This is a genomic window from Sphingomonas sp. OK281 (assembly GCF_900115295.1).
Taxonomy (GTDB): Bacteria; Pseudomonadota; Alphaproteobacteria; order Sphingomonadales; family Sphingomonadaceae; genus Sphingomonas.
The window spans coordinates 244,353-258,229 of sequence record NZ_FOVZ01000003.1 but is presented as its reverse complement, the minus strand read 5'-3'; the positions used below and the strand labels follow the sequence as shown (position 1 = coordinate 258,229).

Sequence of the window (13,877 nt, the reverse complement as noted above, 5' to 3'; positions counted from 1 at the left end):
GGACAGACGTAACGGCGGACTGTCCCCGTTACTAAGACCTCTCCAACTGGACCCCGGCCTCCGCCGGGGAGGTGGTATTGGAGGGGGTGTGCCAACGAAATTCTAGGAGAACCCCATGAAGTCCTTCATCGTCGCCGGCCTACTCGCCGCAACCGCCATCACCGGCGTCACCGCCGCCATCTCGCAAACCTCCGAACCCGCATCCGCCCCGACCGGCGCGCAATACGGGACGTTCGGCTTCGACGAGAAGGGCATGGACAAGACCGTCCAGCCCGGCGACGATTTCTACACCTTCGCCAACGGCAACTGGGCCAAGACCACCCCGATCCCCGCGGATAAGTCGAACTACGGCTCGTTCAACCTCCTGTCCGACCTGTCCGAGACGCGCACCCGCGGTATCCTCGACACCGCCGCGAAGGATCCGAACTCGAAGATCGGCCGCGCCTATTCGACGTTCCTCGACACCGGCACGATCGAGGCCAAGGGGCTCGCGCCGATGCGGCCGTGGCTGAAGAAGATCGCCGCGCTGAACGACCGCGCCGGCTATCCCGCCCTCCTCGCCGAAGCCGACCGCGCCGGGATCGGCGGTCCGTTCGGCGGCGGCGTCGGCCAGGACGACAAGCTCCCTGAGCAATACGCGCTCTCGCTAGGCCAGTCCGGCCTCGGCCTCCCCGACCGCGATTACTACCTCAGCACCGACGCGAAACTGGTCGAGGCGCGCAACGCCTACCGCGCGCACATCGTCAAGATGCTGACCCTCGCCGGCGAACCCAATGCCGAGGTGCGCGCCACCGCGCTGCTCGCGTTCGAGACCGAGATCGCCAAGGTCAGCTGGACCCGCGTCGACAGCCGCGACGCCACCAAGACCTACAACAAGATGACCGTCGCCGATCTCGCCAAGCGCGCACCGGGCTTCGATTTCGCCGCGTATTTCAAGGGCATCGGCACGCCCGTCCCGACCGTCATCGTCGCGCAGCCCTCGGCGATCACCGGCATCGCCAAGCTCGTCTCGACCGCGCCGATCGGCGTGCTCAAGGACCAGCTGATCCTGCGCTCGCTCGACGGCTATGCCGACGTCCTCCCCAAGGCGTTCGACGCCGAGCAGTTCGCGTTCTACGGCACCGTCCTCGGCGGCACGCCCGAGCAGGAGGCCCGCTGGAAGCGTGGCGTCCAGTTCACCTCGGGCGCGCTCGATGACGAGGTCAGCAAGCTCTACGTCGCGCAGTATTTCCCGCCCGAGACGAAGGCCGCGGCCGACAAGCTCGTCAAGAACGTGCTCGCCGCGATGGGCCGCCGGATCGACAAGCTCGAATGGATGGCGCCCGAGACCAAGGTGAAGGCGCACGCCAAGCTCGCCGCCTTCACGCCGAAAATCGGCTATCCGAGCCAGTGGAAGGATTTCTCCGGCCTGACGATCACGTCGGGCGATGCGTTCGGCAATGAATGGCGCGCGAACGAATGGCAGCACCAGGACAATATTGCCAAGCTCGGCAAGCCGTTGCAGCGCTGGGAATGGGGCATGACGCCGATGACGGTGAACGCCTACGCCAATTTCGGCATGGTCGAGATCGTCTTCCCCGCCGCGATCCTGCAACCGCCGTTCTTCGATCCGAAGGCCGACGACGCGGTCAATTACGGCGGCATCGGCGCCGTGATCGGCCACGAGCTGAGCCATCATTTCGACGACCAGGGTTCGAAGTACGATGCCAAGGGCCAGCTCACCGACTGGTGGACGCCCAAGGACATTGCCGGCTTCAAGGCGCTCACCGGCAAGCTCGGCGCGCAGTACGACGCGTACGAACCGCTGCCCGGCATGCACGTGAAGGGCCAGCTCACGATGGGCGAGAACATCGCCGATCTCGCAGGGCTCACGGTGGCGTACGACGCGTATCACACGGCATTGGGAGGCAAGACCGCGCCCGTCCTCGACGGCTTCACCGGCGACCAGCGCTTCTACCTCGGCTGGGCGCAGGTGTGGCGGCGCAACTACCGCGAGGCTAACCTTCGCAACCGGTTGCTGACCGATCCTCACTCGCCGTCGCAGCAGCGCGCGTGGGTCGTGCGGAACCTCGACCCCTGGTATGCGGCGTACAAGCCGACCGCCGGGCAGAAGCTGTACCTCACGCCGGAACAGCGCGTTCGGATATGGTAGGGCCGACTCCCCTTGCGATAGCGGGGGAGCAGAAGCGACGACGCCCGGTGCAAGGCAAAGCACGCAAGCCCGCCCAACACTCAACGGTCCCCCCTCCCTGAAAGGGAGGGGCAGGGGGTGGTAGGCCGCTTGGGGAGGGCACCGTCCACCAACAGGCCGACCCACCCCCAACCCCTCCCTTCCAGGGAGGGGAGCAGAAAGACCGCCGACGCGGTTTAGCGGTGACCCCTAGTTCCCCCGCGGAGGCGGGGGCCCAGGAGCCACAAGCGCTATCCTCCGTAACCCTGGACCCCCGCCTCCGCGGGGGAGCAGAAGGTTGAAGTGTCCTTCTCTACCACCCCGGCGAAGGCCGGGGTCCAATTGGGAAGGTCGCAGTAACGAAGCGCGGTCTTTCGTTAGCAACGTTCCCCAATTGGACCCCGGCCTTCGCCGGGGTGGTATGAGAGCTAGTCCGCAAGCGGAGGCACGAGGGGAAGTGCCCGCCCCCCCACCTCCCGTCTCCCGCCTGCGAGACAAGCTCAGTCCCTCCAAATCCACCATCCCGCTTGACGCCCAACCCCGCTACAGCGGATGACCCCCCACAATGGCATCGCTCGCTTTACCCACCCCCGCCCGCAACGCAGCACTCGTCGCCATAGCCTCGGGCGTCGCCGCCGCCGCGATCGTGCTGCTCCTCGTCGGCAGCTGGATCGCAGCCGCCGGTTTCTTCGCCGCGGCCGTCATCGTCATCGGCGCGCTGATCGCGTGGCGCCTGCTCAACCCCGTCGCCAGGGACGCGCCGCGCCCGGTCGACTGGGACCTCACCCGCACCGTCGCCGAAGCCGGCACCGACGCCCTCGCGATCACCGACCGAGCCGGGCGCCTCGTCTGCGCCAACGACGCCTACGAAGCGCTGTTCGAAGGCTTCCCGCCGCCCCCCGGCCTGCCGCTCGACGAAGCCGGCAACGCAGCGCTTGCCGACGCCGGCCGCTCCGCCTGGCGCGACGGCACCGCGCAGGTCGAGCGCCTCAACGCCCGCGGCGTGTGCCTGTCCGCACAGATCGCCCGCGCCGGCGACGACGCCGACATGCTCGTCTGGCGCTTCGTCACCGCGCAGGAACACGACCTCGCCGAGACGCTCGCCGCGCTGCTGACGGGCCCGACCGGCGACCGGCTCGGCGGCAGCGGCATCATGGCCGCGTTGCTCTCGCCAGACGGCCGCGTCCGCACCGCCAACCGTGTCCTCCGCGCGAGGGCATGCGGCGACGAGTACGACTCGATCGAAGGCCGCGACTTCGCCCGCTTCCTCATCACCGACAGCCGCGGCCTCGTCCGGTTCGAGCGCGAAGGCCTTGAAGGCACGCCGCTCCGCGTCCTCCAGATCCCGTTCCTCGACGGCGACGACGCACCCGTGCTGGTCGCCTTGCTCGACGAGGAGGAGAACGCCCCCGCGCTCGGCGCCAGTGCCTCCGCCCACGTCCGCAGCCTCGTCAGCATGATGCCGTTCGGCATGGCGCTGGTCGATCGCGACGGCCGCTTCCTCCAGATGAACGACTCGTTCCTGCGCGCCGCGGGCGTCAACGCGGTCGCCCCGCCGCTCTATCCTGGCGACCTCGTCGTCCGCGAGGACAAGGCCGCGGTCGCCGACGCGATCCGCAAGTTCGCGAACGGCGCGACGCATTCCGCCGACATGGCTGTCCGTCTCAAGGATCACCCCGACGAGCCGGTCGCGCTCACCATCGCCGGCGCGCGCGGGCTCGGCGACGCTGCCGTGCTGCTCAGCCTCAAGGACAATAGCGAGGAGAGCCGCCTCAAGCGCGAGGTGGCGCAGGCCACCAAGATGCAGGCAGTCGGCCAGCTCGCGGGCGGCGTCGCGCATGATTTCAACAACATCCTGACCGCGATCATCGGCCACTGCGACCTGATGCTGATGCGCCATTCGCCCGGCGACAGCGATTACGACGACATCCAGCAGGTCCGCACCAACTCGAACCGCGCCGCCAGCCTGACGCGCCAGCTGCTCGCCTTCTCGCGCCAGCAGACGCTCCGCCCGCAGATCCTCCAGCTCCCCGACGTCGTTTCGGAGGTGTCCAACCTGCTCAAGCGGTTGATGGGCGAGAACGTCCGCCTCGACATGACGCACGGCCGCAATCTGGGGCCCGTCCGCGCCGATCCCGGCCAGCTCGAGCAAGTCGTCGTCAATCTCGCGGTCAACGCGCGCGACGCGATCGTCTCGGCGAACGCGCGCGGTGGCGGCGTGCTGACGATCACGACGCGCGCCGTTCCTGCGTCCGAAGTGCGCGAGATGGCATCCGACATCCTGCCCGTCGCCGACTATACCGCGCTGATCGTGCAGGACACCGGTACCGGCATTCCGCCCGACGTGCTGCCCAAGATCTTCGAGCCGTTCTTCACGACCAAGGAATTCGGCAAGGGCACCGGGCTCGGCCTCTCGACGGTCTATGGTATCGTCAAGCAGTCCGGCGGCTACATCTTCGCCGACAGCAAGCCGGGGCAGGGCGCCACCTTCTCGATGTACCTGCCCGTCCATTCGGCCCCCGCCGCGACTCGTCCCGTGGTCATCAAGCCTACGCCGAAGCCGGTCGACCTGTGGGGGACGGGCACGATCCTGCTGGTCGAGGACGAGGACATGGTCCGCGCCGTCGCCGAGCGCGCGCTCACGCGGCAAGGATACACGGTGCTCACGGCCGAGAACGGCGAGATCGCGCTGGAAGTGCTGGAGAAACACGGCCGGCCCGACCTGCTCATCAGCGACGTCGTCATGCCGCAGATGGATGGCCCGACGATGGTGCGGCATGCGCGCGAGAAATTTCCCGATCTCCCGATCCTGTTCATGTCGGGCTATGCCGAGGAACAGCTGCGCAAGTCGATCGACCTCGACAACGTGGCGTTCCTGCCGAAACCTTTTTCGGTCCAGGAGCTCGCCGAAGCGGCACGAGACGTGCTTGCGACACCCCGAGGCTAAACCAAGATGGTTCGAACAAGATGTTGGCAAGTCGTAACAATCCCGCCTATGCGCATGACATGACCGCTCCCCAGCAGATTCTGATCGTCGAAGACGAACCGTTGATCGCCATGATGCTCGAGGATTTTCTCGAAGTGCTGGACAAGGGTGTGGCGGGCTCCGTCGACACCGTCGCAGACGCGCTCAAGCGGATCGAAGAGGGCGGCGTCGATGGCGCGATCCTCGACGTGAACCTGCGTGGCGGCGAGAAGAGCACCGCAGTCGCCGAAGCGCTGGCAGCAAAGGGCGTTCCGTTCGTCTTCGCCACCGGCGGCGGCGATGACGGCGTAGCGCCAGAATTTCGCGACCGCCCGCGGTTGCAAAAGCCCTTCACGATGGACGGCGTCGCGAAAGCCCTCGAAGGCCTCTGACCTCATCGATAGAGCGCCAAACGCTCCACTTCTGCCCCCCTCCCTGAAAGGGAGGGGCCGGGGGTGGGTAGGCCGCTTGGGCAGGTCAACGCCAGCCAACAGGCCAACCCACCCCCAACCCCTCCCTTCCAGGGAGGGGAGAAATCCCACTCACCTCCCGTCATTCCCGCGAAGGCGGGGACCCATACTGGCAGTCCTCACTGACAAGATCGCTAGCCGTCGCAGTTCTGGATCCCCGCCTCCGCGGGGATGACGCAGACGGAAGCGGTCCCCAACACGCAAAAATCAACGCAACTCTCTTGCGCAAATACCCCCTCCCGCGACATAGGCGTTCGCCATGACCCGCACATTCGATAAATCGCGCCTGCCGAGCCGCCATGTCTCCGTCGGCCCAGAACGCGCCCCGCACCGCAGCTATTACTACGCGATGGGCCTCGACGAGGAGCAGATCGCGCGCCCGTTCGTCGCGCTCGCGTCCGCCGGCAACAACTCCGCGCCTTGCAACACCACGCTCGACGCGCAGGCCGATGCCGCGCAGGCCGGCGTCATCCAGGGCGGCGGCATGCCGCGCCGCTTCAACACGATCACCGTCACCGACGGCATCGCGATGGGCCATCAGGGCATGAAGGCCTCGCTGGTGAGCCGCGAAGTCATTGCCGACTCGGTCGAGCTCTCGGTCCGCGGCCATTGCTACGACGCGCTGGTCGGGTTTGCCGGTTGTGACAAGTCGCTTCCCGGCATGATGATGGCGATGCTCCGCCTCAATATCCCGAGCGTGTTCGTCTATGGCGGCTCGATCCTGCCTGGCCGCTATCAGGACCGCGACGTCACCGTCGTCGACGTGTTCGAGATCGTCGGCAAATACGCGGCCGGCGCGTGCCCGCTCTCCGAAGTCCATGCGATCGAAAAGGTCGCATGCCCCGGCCACGGCGCGTGCGGCGGCCAGTACACCGCCAACACGATGGCCTGCGTCGCGGAAGCGATCGGTTTGTCGATCCCGAACAGCAACATGGTGCCGGCTCCTTACACGACGCGCGAACAGATCGCTGTCGCCGCCGGTGCGCAGGTCATGGAGTGCCTGGCCGACAACATCCGCCCGCGCGACATCTGCACGCGCGAGGCGTTCATCAACGCCGCGCGCGTCGTCGCGGCGACCGGTGGCTCGACCAACGCCGCGTTGCATCTCCCTGCAATGGCGTCCGAAGCCGGTATCGAATTCGACCTGTTCGACGTCGCCGAGATATTCAAGACAACGCCGTACATCGCGGACCTCAAACCTGGTGGGAAGTACGTCGCCAAGGACATGTACGAGGCCGGCGGCGTCTACATGCTGATGAAGACGATGCTCGCCGGTGGTTTCCTCAACGGCGATTGCCTGACGGTGACGGGCAAGTCGCTCGGCGAGAACATCGACCAAGTGACGTGGAACCCCGACCAGAAGGTCATCTACGACATCAAGACCCCGTTGACGCCCACGGGCGGCGTCGTCGGCCTGCGCGGCAGCCTCGCCCCCGATGGCGCGATCGTGAAGGTCGCCGGCATGCACCGCCTCCAGTTCTCGGGTCCGGCGCGCGTGTTCGACTGCGAGGAGGACACCTTCGCCGCGGTCGAAAACCGCGAGATCAACGAAGGCGAAGTCATCGTTATACGCTACGAAGGCCCCAAGGGCGGCCCCGGCATGCGCGAGATGCTGTCGACCACTGCCGCGCTCTACGGCCTCGGCATGGGCGAGAGCGTCGCGCTGATCACCGACGGCCGCTTCTCGGGCGGCACGCGTGGCTTCTGCATCGGCCATGTCGGCCCCGAAGCCGCGGACGGCGGCCCGATCGCGCTAATCGAGAATGGCGACATCATCCACATCGACGCCGAGGCGGGCACGATCGACCTCGACGTTCCAGAGGACGTGATGGCGGAGCGCCGTGCCGCCTGGGTGCCCCGGACCAACGATTACGGCTCGGGCGCACTCTGGCGCTATGCGAAGACCGTCGGGCCCGCGTACAAGGGTGCCGTCACGCACCCTGGAGCGGCAGCCGAAACCCATGTCTACGCGGATATCTAAGCAAATACTGGCGGTTGCCGCGCTTCTCTCGCTCCCGCTCGCAGCCTGTGGGCGAGGGTCGTCCAGCGCGGAGGTCGAGGCCAAGCATAAGGCCGAAACCGCGGGGGATAGCCGTATCGCGTGCGCGCAGGGTGAAGCCGCGTTCGCGTCGATCTGTACGATCGAGCAGGCACAGGGCAAGGATGGCTTGGTCCTGACGATCCGCCATCCCGACGGAGCCTTCCGCCGGTTGCTGGTAACGCAGGACGGCCGCGGCGTGATCGCCGCGGACGGCGCCGAGGTCGCCAAGGTCACGATCACGGGCGCGGACGGCATCGAGGTCGCGCTGGGCGGTAACCGCTACCGCCTCCCGGCTACCGTCAAGGGTACGACGAAGCCGTCATGATCGGGATCGAAGGCCAACCCATCCTGACCGCCGCCGAAATGCGCGCGGCGGAGGATGCGGTGATCGCCACCGGCGTTTCGGTCGAAACACTGATGGACCGCGCCGGCACCGCGATCGCTGAGGTAGTCCGCCGGCTCGCGGGTGCAAACGAAGTCCTGATCCTCTGCGGCCCTGGCAACAACGGGGGAGACGGCTACGTCGCGGCTCGCGTACTGGCGGAAATGGGTGTGCCAGTTCGCGTAGCGGCGTTGTCGGAACCTAAGACGGATGCGGCGAAGTCGGCAAGGACAGGGTGGCCAGGCCCGGTCGAAACGCTGCCGGAGGCGAAACCCGCTCCAATCCTCGTTGACGCGCTGCTCGGCACGGGCCTCACGCGCCCGCTCGACGCCAGTACAACACCGACCCCCAACCGTTCCCCCGCGGACGCGGGGGCCCAGCTAAATCCCGAGGGCTCACCTAGCGGCCTATCCTGGGGCCCCGCGTCCGCGGGGGAACGGTCTGTGGTCGAGTGTCTCCATTCCCTCGCGAACGCCGCGCAGCTCAGCATCGCGGTCGACCTGCCCAGTGGCCTCGCCACCGACTCTGGCGAGGCCCTCAGCACGCCGCCCGTATTCGACCTCACCCTCGCGCTCGGCGCCGTAAAACCTGCGCACCTTCTCCAACCCGCCGCGCGCTATTGCGGCCAGATCCGCCTCCTCGACATCGGCGTCCCTGCCACCAGCCAAGCCGAAGTCCACAAGGCCCCAAGCCTTCCAGCCCCCGGCCCTGACTCGCACAAATATACCCGAGGCATGGTCGCGATCATCGCCGGCACCATGTCCGGCGCCGCCGACCTTGCAGCCCTCGCTGCGATGCGCGCAGGCGCCGGTTACGTGACCCTGCTCGGCGACAGCCAAGGCCCACCGCACGCGCTCGTTCGCACGCCATTCTCCGATCACGTGCTTGCCAACGATCGCATCGGCGCACTCGTGATCGGTCCCGGCCTGGGTCGCGACGATACCGCCAAGGCCCGCCTCGGAGCCGCGCTGACCTCGGACCACCCGCTGATCATCGACGGCGACGCCCTCCGCCTGCTCGATCCGAACCGAATCAAAGCGCTCGAGGTCCCCGTCATCCTCACCCCGCACGCCGGCGAGTTCGACGCGCTCTTCGGCAAATCCGACACCGACAAGATCACCCGAGCCCGCCAAGCCGCCACCCGCACCAACGCCATCGTCGTCTTCAAGGGCGCCGACACCGTCATCGCCGCCCCCGACGGCCGCGTCCGCATTGGGCAGGGCGCCAGCGACTGGCTCTCCACCGCCGGCACCGGCGACGTGCTAGCCGGCGCGATCGGCGCGATGCTCGCCGCCAAGCTCGATCCGCTCGACGCGGCCTGCGCCGGAGTGTGGCTACACGGTGACGCTGCCCGCCGATTGGGCGCGGCTTTCATCGCCGACGACTTGGCGGAAGCGCTCCGGTCGGCCAGAGCGGCCCCATGACCACTGACTCGACCTCTGAAACGAATATCGATACCATCATCCGCGTCGCGGCGCGTGGCGACGGCATGACCGCCGACGGCCGCCACGCCGCCTTCTCGGCGCCCGGCGACACGCTCGCCGCCGACGGCACCGTGATCCCCGGCCCGCACCACCAGACTCCCCCCTGCGTGCATTTCCCGACCTGCGGCGGCTGCCAGCTCCAGCATCTCGACGACCAGGCCTATGCCGAGTTCGTCACCGACCGCATCGCCTCCGCGCTCGACGGCCAGGACCTGTCCGCCCCGATCCGCACCCCCCACATCTCGCCTGTCCGGAGCCGCCGCCGCGCGACGCTCCACGCCGAGGCCAAGGGCGGCAAGATCACGCTCGGCTTCACCGCCGAGAAGGCGCACACGATCGTCGATATCAAGGAATGCTGGATCCTCGATCCACGCCTGTTCGCGCTCGTCCAGCCGCTTCGCCAACTGCTCAAGCGCCTCAATTTCCGCCGTCGCGCGGACATCCACCTGACGCTTGCCGACCAGGGCGCGGATATCCTGATCACCGGGTTCGCGCCCGAAGGACTCCCGGCCGCCGAAGCGCTCACCAAATTCTGCGAAGATCACAATATCGCCCGCGTAGCCTTCGACGACGGTCTCGGCCCCGAAACGCGCTGGGAGCCCGACGCGGTCACGATCACGCTCGGCGGCGTCCCCGTGCCGCTTCCGCCCGCCTCGTTCCTCCAGGCCACGCCCGATGGCGAAGCCGCACTCACCGCCGCCGTTCTAGAGGCGATCGGCAAGCCCGCGACGGTCGCCGATCTGTTCGCCGGTCTCGGCACATTCACACTGGCAATCCCAGCCAAGGTCTACGCGGCAGAGGGCGCCCGCGATGCGCTCGGCTCGCTAAAGGCCGCCGCGCACCGCACTCAGCGGCCCGTCTACCCGGAGCACCGCGATCTCTATCGCCGCCCGCTGACGGTAGCCGAACTCGACCGCTTCGACGCGGTAGTGATCGATCCGCCCCGCTCCGGCGCGCGCGAACAGGCGACTGCGCTGGCCGAGTGCAAGACGCCGGTGATCGCCTATGTCTCGTGCAATCCAGCGAGCTTCGCGCGCGATGCGAAGGAGTTGTGCGACGCCGGGTGGCGGATCGACTGGATCCAGCCGGTCGGCCAGTTTCGCTGGTCGACGCATGTCGAGCTGGCGGCCAAGTTCGTCCGTTAGTCGAGGAAGCTTGTTCCCCCGCGAAGGCGGGGGCCCAGTCTGGACCCCCGCCTTCGCGGGGGAACAGCTTTAGGGGTACACCGCGCTAACGAAGAACAACCCGTCAGGCGGCGCATTCAGCCCCAGCATCGCCCGATCCTTCGCCGCGAGCGCAGCCGCAACATCGCCAACCGCCCAACGTCCCATACCCACCAGCGCCAGACACCCGACCATCGACCGCACCTGATGGTGCAGGAACGACCGCGCCGCCGCATAGACGAACAGCCGCTCCCCCTCCCGCACCACCTCGAGCCGGTCCAAAGTCCGCACTGGACTATCCGCCTGGCAATGCGCCGACCGAAACGTCGTGAAGTCATGCCGCCCGACGAGCGCCCCCGCAGCCTCCGCCATCGCGTCCGCATCCAGCAACTGCGGTACCTGCCAAGCCAGCCCCGCCTCGAACGTCAGCGGCGAACGCCGGTTGACGATCCGGTACTCGTACGACCGCCCGACACACGAAAACCGCGCATGCCAATCGTCATCAACCACTTCGCACGCCAACACCGACACCGGCGCGGGCTTCACCAGCGCATTCAGCCCCTCCATCAACCGAAACGCCGCGAGCGGCTTTGCGATATCGACATGCGCGCGCATCGCCATTCCGTGCACCCCCGCATCGGTCCGCCCCGCCGCCTGCACCGACGCGGTCTCGCCGGTCATCTTCAGCACCGCGGCTTCCAGCGCCGCCTGCACGCTCGGCCCATGCTTCTGCCGCTGCCAGCCCATGAACGGCCGCCCGTCGAACTCCACCGTCAACGCGAACCGCGTCAAAGCTGCGTCCCCGACGGGATAGCAAACCCACGGAGCAATTCCGTCGCCGAGGTCACCCCGCGTCCGGCGCGCTGCACCAAAGTCGGCCGGATCGCCCCATTGCCGCACCCGATCGTCAGCTCCGCGTTGACCGTCAGACCCTCGCACCCAAGAAACGAGAACGGCAACACGTCCGCCGCCAGCACCTTCACCCGCTCGCCAGCAACCTCGAACCAAGCCCCCGGCGCCGGGTTCATCGCCCGCACCAGTCGCTCGACCTCGACGGCCGATCGCTCGAAATCGATCCGCGCCTCCGCCTTGTCAATCTTCGCGGCATAGGTAACGCCCTCCTCGGGCTGCGGCCGGGCGGGGTAGGCGTCGAGATCGCTCAGCACCTCGACCATCAGCCGGGCCCCCATCGCGGAGAGTTCGGACGTCAGATCCCCCGCGGCCTTGCCGACGATCGGCGTCCGCCCCTCAAGCCGAACCGGCCCGGTATCCAGACCCGCCTCCATCTGCATGATCCCGACACCCGTCTCGGCATCGCCCGCGAGGATAGCGCGCTGCACCGGCGCCGCCCCCCGCCACCGCGGCAATAGCGACCCGTGCACGTTCAGGCACCCGAACCGAGGCGCCTCCAGCACCGCGCGCGGCAGAATAAGACCATAGGCCGCAACGACCGCCACATCCGCGCCCAAAGCCGCAAATGCCTCGCGAGCCTCGAGTCCCTCCGGCAAAGACGCCTTGAACGACACCGGCGTCCGCACCTCGATGCCGAGCGCCTCAGCCCGAACCTGCACCGGCGACGACACCAGTTCGCGCCCACGCCGCCCCCCTGGCCGGGCAGGCTGGCAATACGCCGCCACCACGTCATGCCCCGCCGCGACGAGGGCCTCCAGCACCGGCACTGCGAAGTCCGGCGTTCCCATGAAGATGATCCGCATGGCCCTCTCGAACACGCTGGCGGGGAGCCGCGCAACCCCCTATCTGTTCCCTATGGCATCCCCCGAGATCGAGGCGCTGACGCAGGCGCTGGCCCGGCTCCCCGGCCTCGGCCCCCGGTCCGCACGTCGCGCCGTGCTGCATCTGCTCAAGAAGCGCGACGCGGCGCTGGGCCCGTTGCGCGAGGCGCTGACCGCGGTCGACGAGCGGCTGGAGAACTGCTCGACCTGCGGCAACGTCGACACCACCAACCCCTGCGCGATCTGCGCTGATCCGCGCCGCGACCAGCGCTCGCTATGCGTGGTCGAGGAAGTCGCGGACCTCTGGGCATTGGATAGGTCCCGCCTGTTCCCCGGCCGCTTCCACGTGCTCGGTGGGCGGCTGTCCGCACTCGAAGGCATCCGTCCCGAGGACCTCAGCATCGACAGCCTCGTCCGCCGCATCGAAGCCGGCGGCATCGACGAAGTCGTCCTCGCGATGAACGCCACGCTCGAAGGCCAGACCACCGCGCACTACATCGCCGAGCGCATCGAACGCTTCCCCGTCCGCGTGACCCAACTTGCGCACGGCCTGCCGGTCGGCGGCGAACTCGACTATCTTGACGAGGGCACGCTGGCGCAGGCGTTAAGGGCAAGGCGGCCAATGGCTTGACGCACCCCCGCGCGGAACCTAGCTGCGCAGGATGACCGTCATGACCGTTCTCGAAGTCCCCGATCCCCGCCTACGCCTCGTCGCCGAGCCGGTGGAGACGGTCGACGACTCCACCCGCACGCTCGTCGCCGACATGATCGAGACGATGTACGACTTCAACGGCATCGGCCTCGCCGCGACCCAGGTCGGCGTCCAGCAGCGCGTCCTCGTCATCGATCTCCAGGAGGAGAAGGACGAGGAGGACAAGCCGATCAAGAACCCCAAGGCGTACATCAACGCCGAGATCCTGTCGGTCAGCGACGAGGTCTCTACCTACAACGAGGGCTGCCTCTCGATCCCGGAGCAGTACGCCGAAGTCGCGCGCCCGGCGCGGTGCCGCGTGAAGTGGCTCGACGAGACCGGTGCTGCGCATGAGGAGGATTTCGACGGTCTGCTGTCGACCTGCATGCAGCACGAGATCGACCATCTCGACGGCGTGCTGTTCATCGACCACATCAGCCGCCTCAAGCGCGACATGGTGCTGAAGAAGCTGGCGAAGCAGCGCAAGCTGGGCTGAGGGGCGGGGCAAGCACGAGCACGAGCACGAGCGCTTGAGGGTGGGCACCCGTTCACCCAACACGCTACCACCCCGGCGAAGGCCGGGGCCCAATTGGGGGACGTCGCCAACTGAGCGCAGTCCCCCGTTATCGAAACCTCTCCAATTGGACCCCGGCCTCCGCCGGGGTGGTATTATTTTAGAGGGCGCCGACTATCGGAGTTGCCACCCGCCTCCTAGTTCCCCCGCGAAGGCGGGGGCCCAGGACCACAAACACCACCGACAGTAACCCTGGACTCCCGC

General features: G+C 67.7%; 11 protein-coding genes. 9 read left to right on the top strand and 2 right to left on the bottom strand.

What is annotated here, in order from left to right; translation table 11 throughout:
• Positions 1 to 115 precede the first annotated feature (115 nt).
• The 7 genes from BM244_RS12725 (at position 116) to BM244_RS12695 (ending at position 10,657) form a co-directional block, all read left to right on the top strand.
• Positions 116 to 2,152, top strand: coding sequence for a M13 family metallopeptidase (locus tag BM244_RS12725; protein ID WP_093399303.1), 2,037 nt, complete (start codon positions 116 to 118; stop codon positions 2,150 to 2,152).
• A gap of 583 nt (positions 2,153 to 2,735) precedes the next feature.
• A complete protein-coding gene (locus BM244_RS12720; protein WP_093399302.1) occupies positions 2,736 to 5,117 on the top strand; it encodes a hybrid sensor histidine kinase/response regulator in 2,382 nt (793 codons plus the stop codon).
• Positions 5,118 to 5,176: 59 nt separating this feature from the next.
• On the top strand, positions 5,177 to 5,527 hold the full coding sequence (locus tag BM244_RS12715; protein WP_093399563.1) for a response regulator: 351 nt from the start codon (positions 5,177 to 5,179) through the stop codon (positions 5,525 to 5,527).
• 337 nt (positions 5,528 to 5,864) lie between these two features.
• Positions 5,865 to 7,586: a dihydroxy-acid dehydratase gene (gene ilvD / locus BM244_RS12710; protein ID WP_093399301.1), complete on the top strand. Its 1,722-nt coding sequence runs from the start codon at positions 5,865 to 5,867 to the stop codon at positions 7,584 to 7,586.
• A complete protein-coding gene (locus tag BM244_RS12705; RefSeq protein WP_093399300.1) occupies positions 7,567 to 7,971 on the top strand; it encodes a hypothetical protein in 405 nt (134 codons plus the stop codon). Before ilvD ends, BM244_RS12705 begins: the two co-directional genes overlap by 20 nt.
• The gene (locus tag BM244_RS12700) at positions 7,968 to 9,452 is read left to right on the top strand and encodes an NAD(P)H-hydrate dehydratase (protein ID WP_093399299.1); all 1,485 of its coding nucleotides are present in this window, start codon (positions 7,968 to 7,970) and stop codon (positions 9,450 to 9,452) included. Before BM244_RS12705 ends, BM244_RS12700 begins: the two co-directional genes overlap by 4 nt.
• Positions 9,449 to 10,657: a class I SAM-dependent RNA methyltransferase gene (locus BM244_RS12695; RefSeq protein WP_093399298.1), complete on the top strand. Its 1,209-nt coding sequence runs from the start codon at positions 9,449 to 9,451 to the stop codon at positions 10,655 to 10,657. Before BM244_RS12700 ends, BM244_RS12695 begins: the two co-directional genes overlap by 4 nt.
• Positions 10,658 to 10,726: 69 nt before the next feature.
• On the opposite strand, the gene truA is transcribed toward BM244_RS12695, so the two are convergent.
• Together truA and fmt are read right to left on the bottom strand one after the other, a co-directional pair.
• Entirely contained in the window at positions 10,727 to 11,467 is a 741-nt protein-coding gene (truA, locus tag BM244_RS12690) for a tRNA pseudouridine(38-40) synthase TruA (RefSeq protein ID WP_093399297.1), read from the bottom strand.
• Entirely contained in the window at positions 11,464 to 12,390 is a 927-nt protein-coding gene (gene fmt / locus BM244_RS12685) for a methionyl-tRNA formyltransferase (protein WP_093399296.1), read from the bottom strand. Before fmt ends, truA begins: the two co-directional genes overlap by 4 nt.
• 52 nt (positions 12,391 to 12,442) lie before the next feature.
• On the opposite strand from fmt, the gene recR reads away from it, so the two are divergent.
• The gene (gene recR, locus BM244_RS12680; protein WP_056052820.1) at positions 12,443 to 13,039 is read left to right on the top strand and encodes a recombination mediator RecR; all 597 of its coding nucleotides are present in this window, start codon (positions 12,443 to 12,445) and stop codon (positions 13,037 to 13,039) included.
• Between the two features lie 31 nt (positions 13,040 to 13,070).
• Entirely contained in the window at positions 13,071 to 13,595 is a 525-nt protein-coding gene (gene def, locus BM244_RS12675; RefSeq protein WP_093399295.1) for a peptide deformylase, read from the top strand.
• Positions 13,596 to 13,877: the final 282 nt, after the last annotated feature.

What these genes read in the sequence shown, in the direction of transcription:
- BM244_RS12725 (WP_093399303.1), top strand. Translation starts at nt 116, where the DNA reads ATGAAGTCCTTCATCGTCGCCGGCCTACTCGCCGCAACCGCCATCACC.
- BM244_RS12720 (WP_093399302.1), top strand. Translation starts at nt 2,736, where the DNA reads ATGGCATCGCTCGCTTTACCCACCCCCGCCCGCAACGCAGCACTCGTC.
- BM244_RS12715 (WP_093399563.1), top strand. Translation starts at nt 5,177, where the DNA reads ATGACCGCTCCCCAGCAGATTCTGATCGTCGAAGACGAACCGTTGATC.
- ilvD (WP_093399301.1), top strand. Translation starts at nt 5,865, where the DNA reads ATGACCCGCACATTCGATAAATCGCGCCTGCCGAGCCGCCATGTCTCC.
- BM244_RS12705 (WP_093399300.1), top strand. Translation starts at nt 7,567, where the DNA reads ATGTCTACGCGGATATCTAAGCAAATACTGGCGGTTGCCGCGCTTCTC.
- BM244_RS12700 (WP_093399299.1), top strand. Translation starts at nt 7,968, where the DNA reads ATGATCGGGATCGAAGGCCAACCCATCCTGACCGCCGCCGAAATGCGC.
- BM244_RS12695 (WP_093399298.1), top strand. Translation starts at nt 9,449, where the DNA reads ATGACCACTGACTCGACCTCTGAAACGAATATCGATACCATCATCCGC.
- fmt (WP_093399296.1), bottom strand. Translation starts at nt 12,390, where the DNA reads ATGCGGATCATCTTCATGGGAACGCCGGACTTCGCAGTGCCGGTGCTG.
- recR (WP_056052820.1), top strand. Translation starts at nt 12,443, where the DNA reads ATGGCATCCCCCGAGATCGAGGCGCTGACGCAGGCGCTGGCCCGGCTC.
- def (WP_093399295.1), top strand. Translation starts at nt 13,071, where the DNA reads ATGACCGTCATGACCGTTCTCGAAGTCCCCGATCCCCGCCTACGCCTC.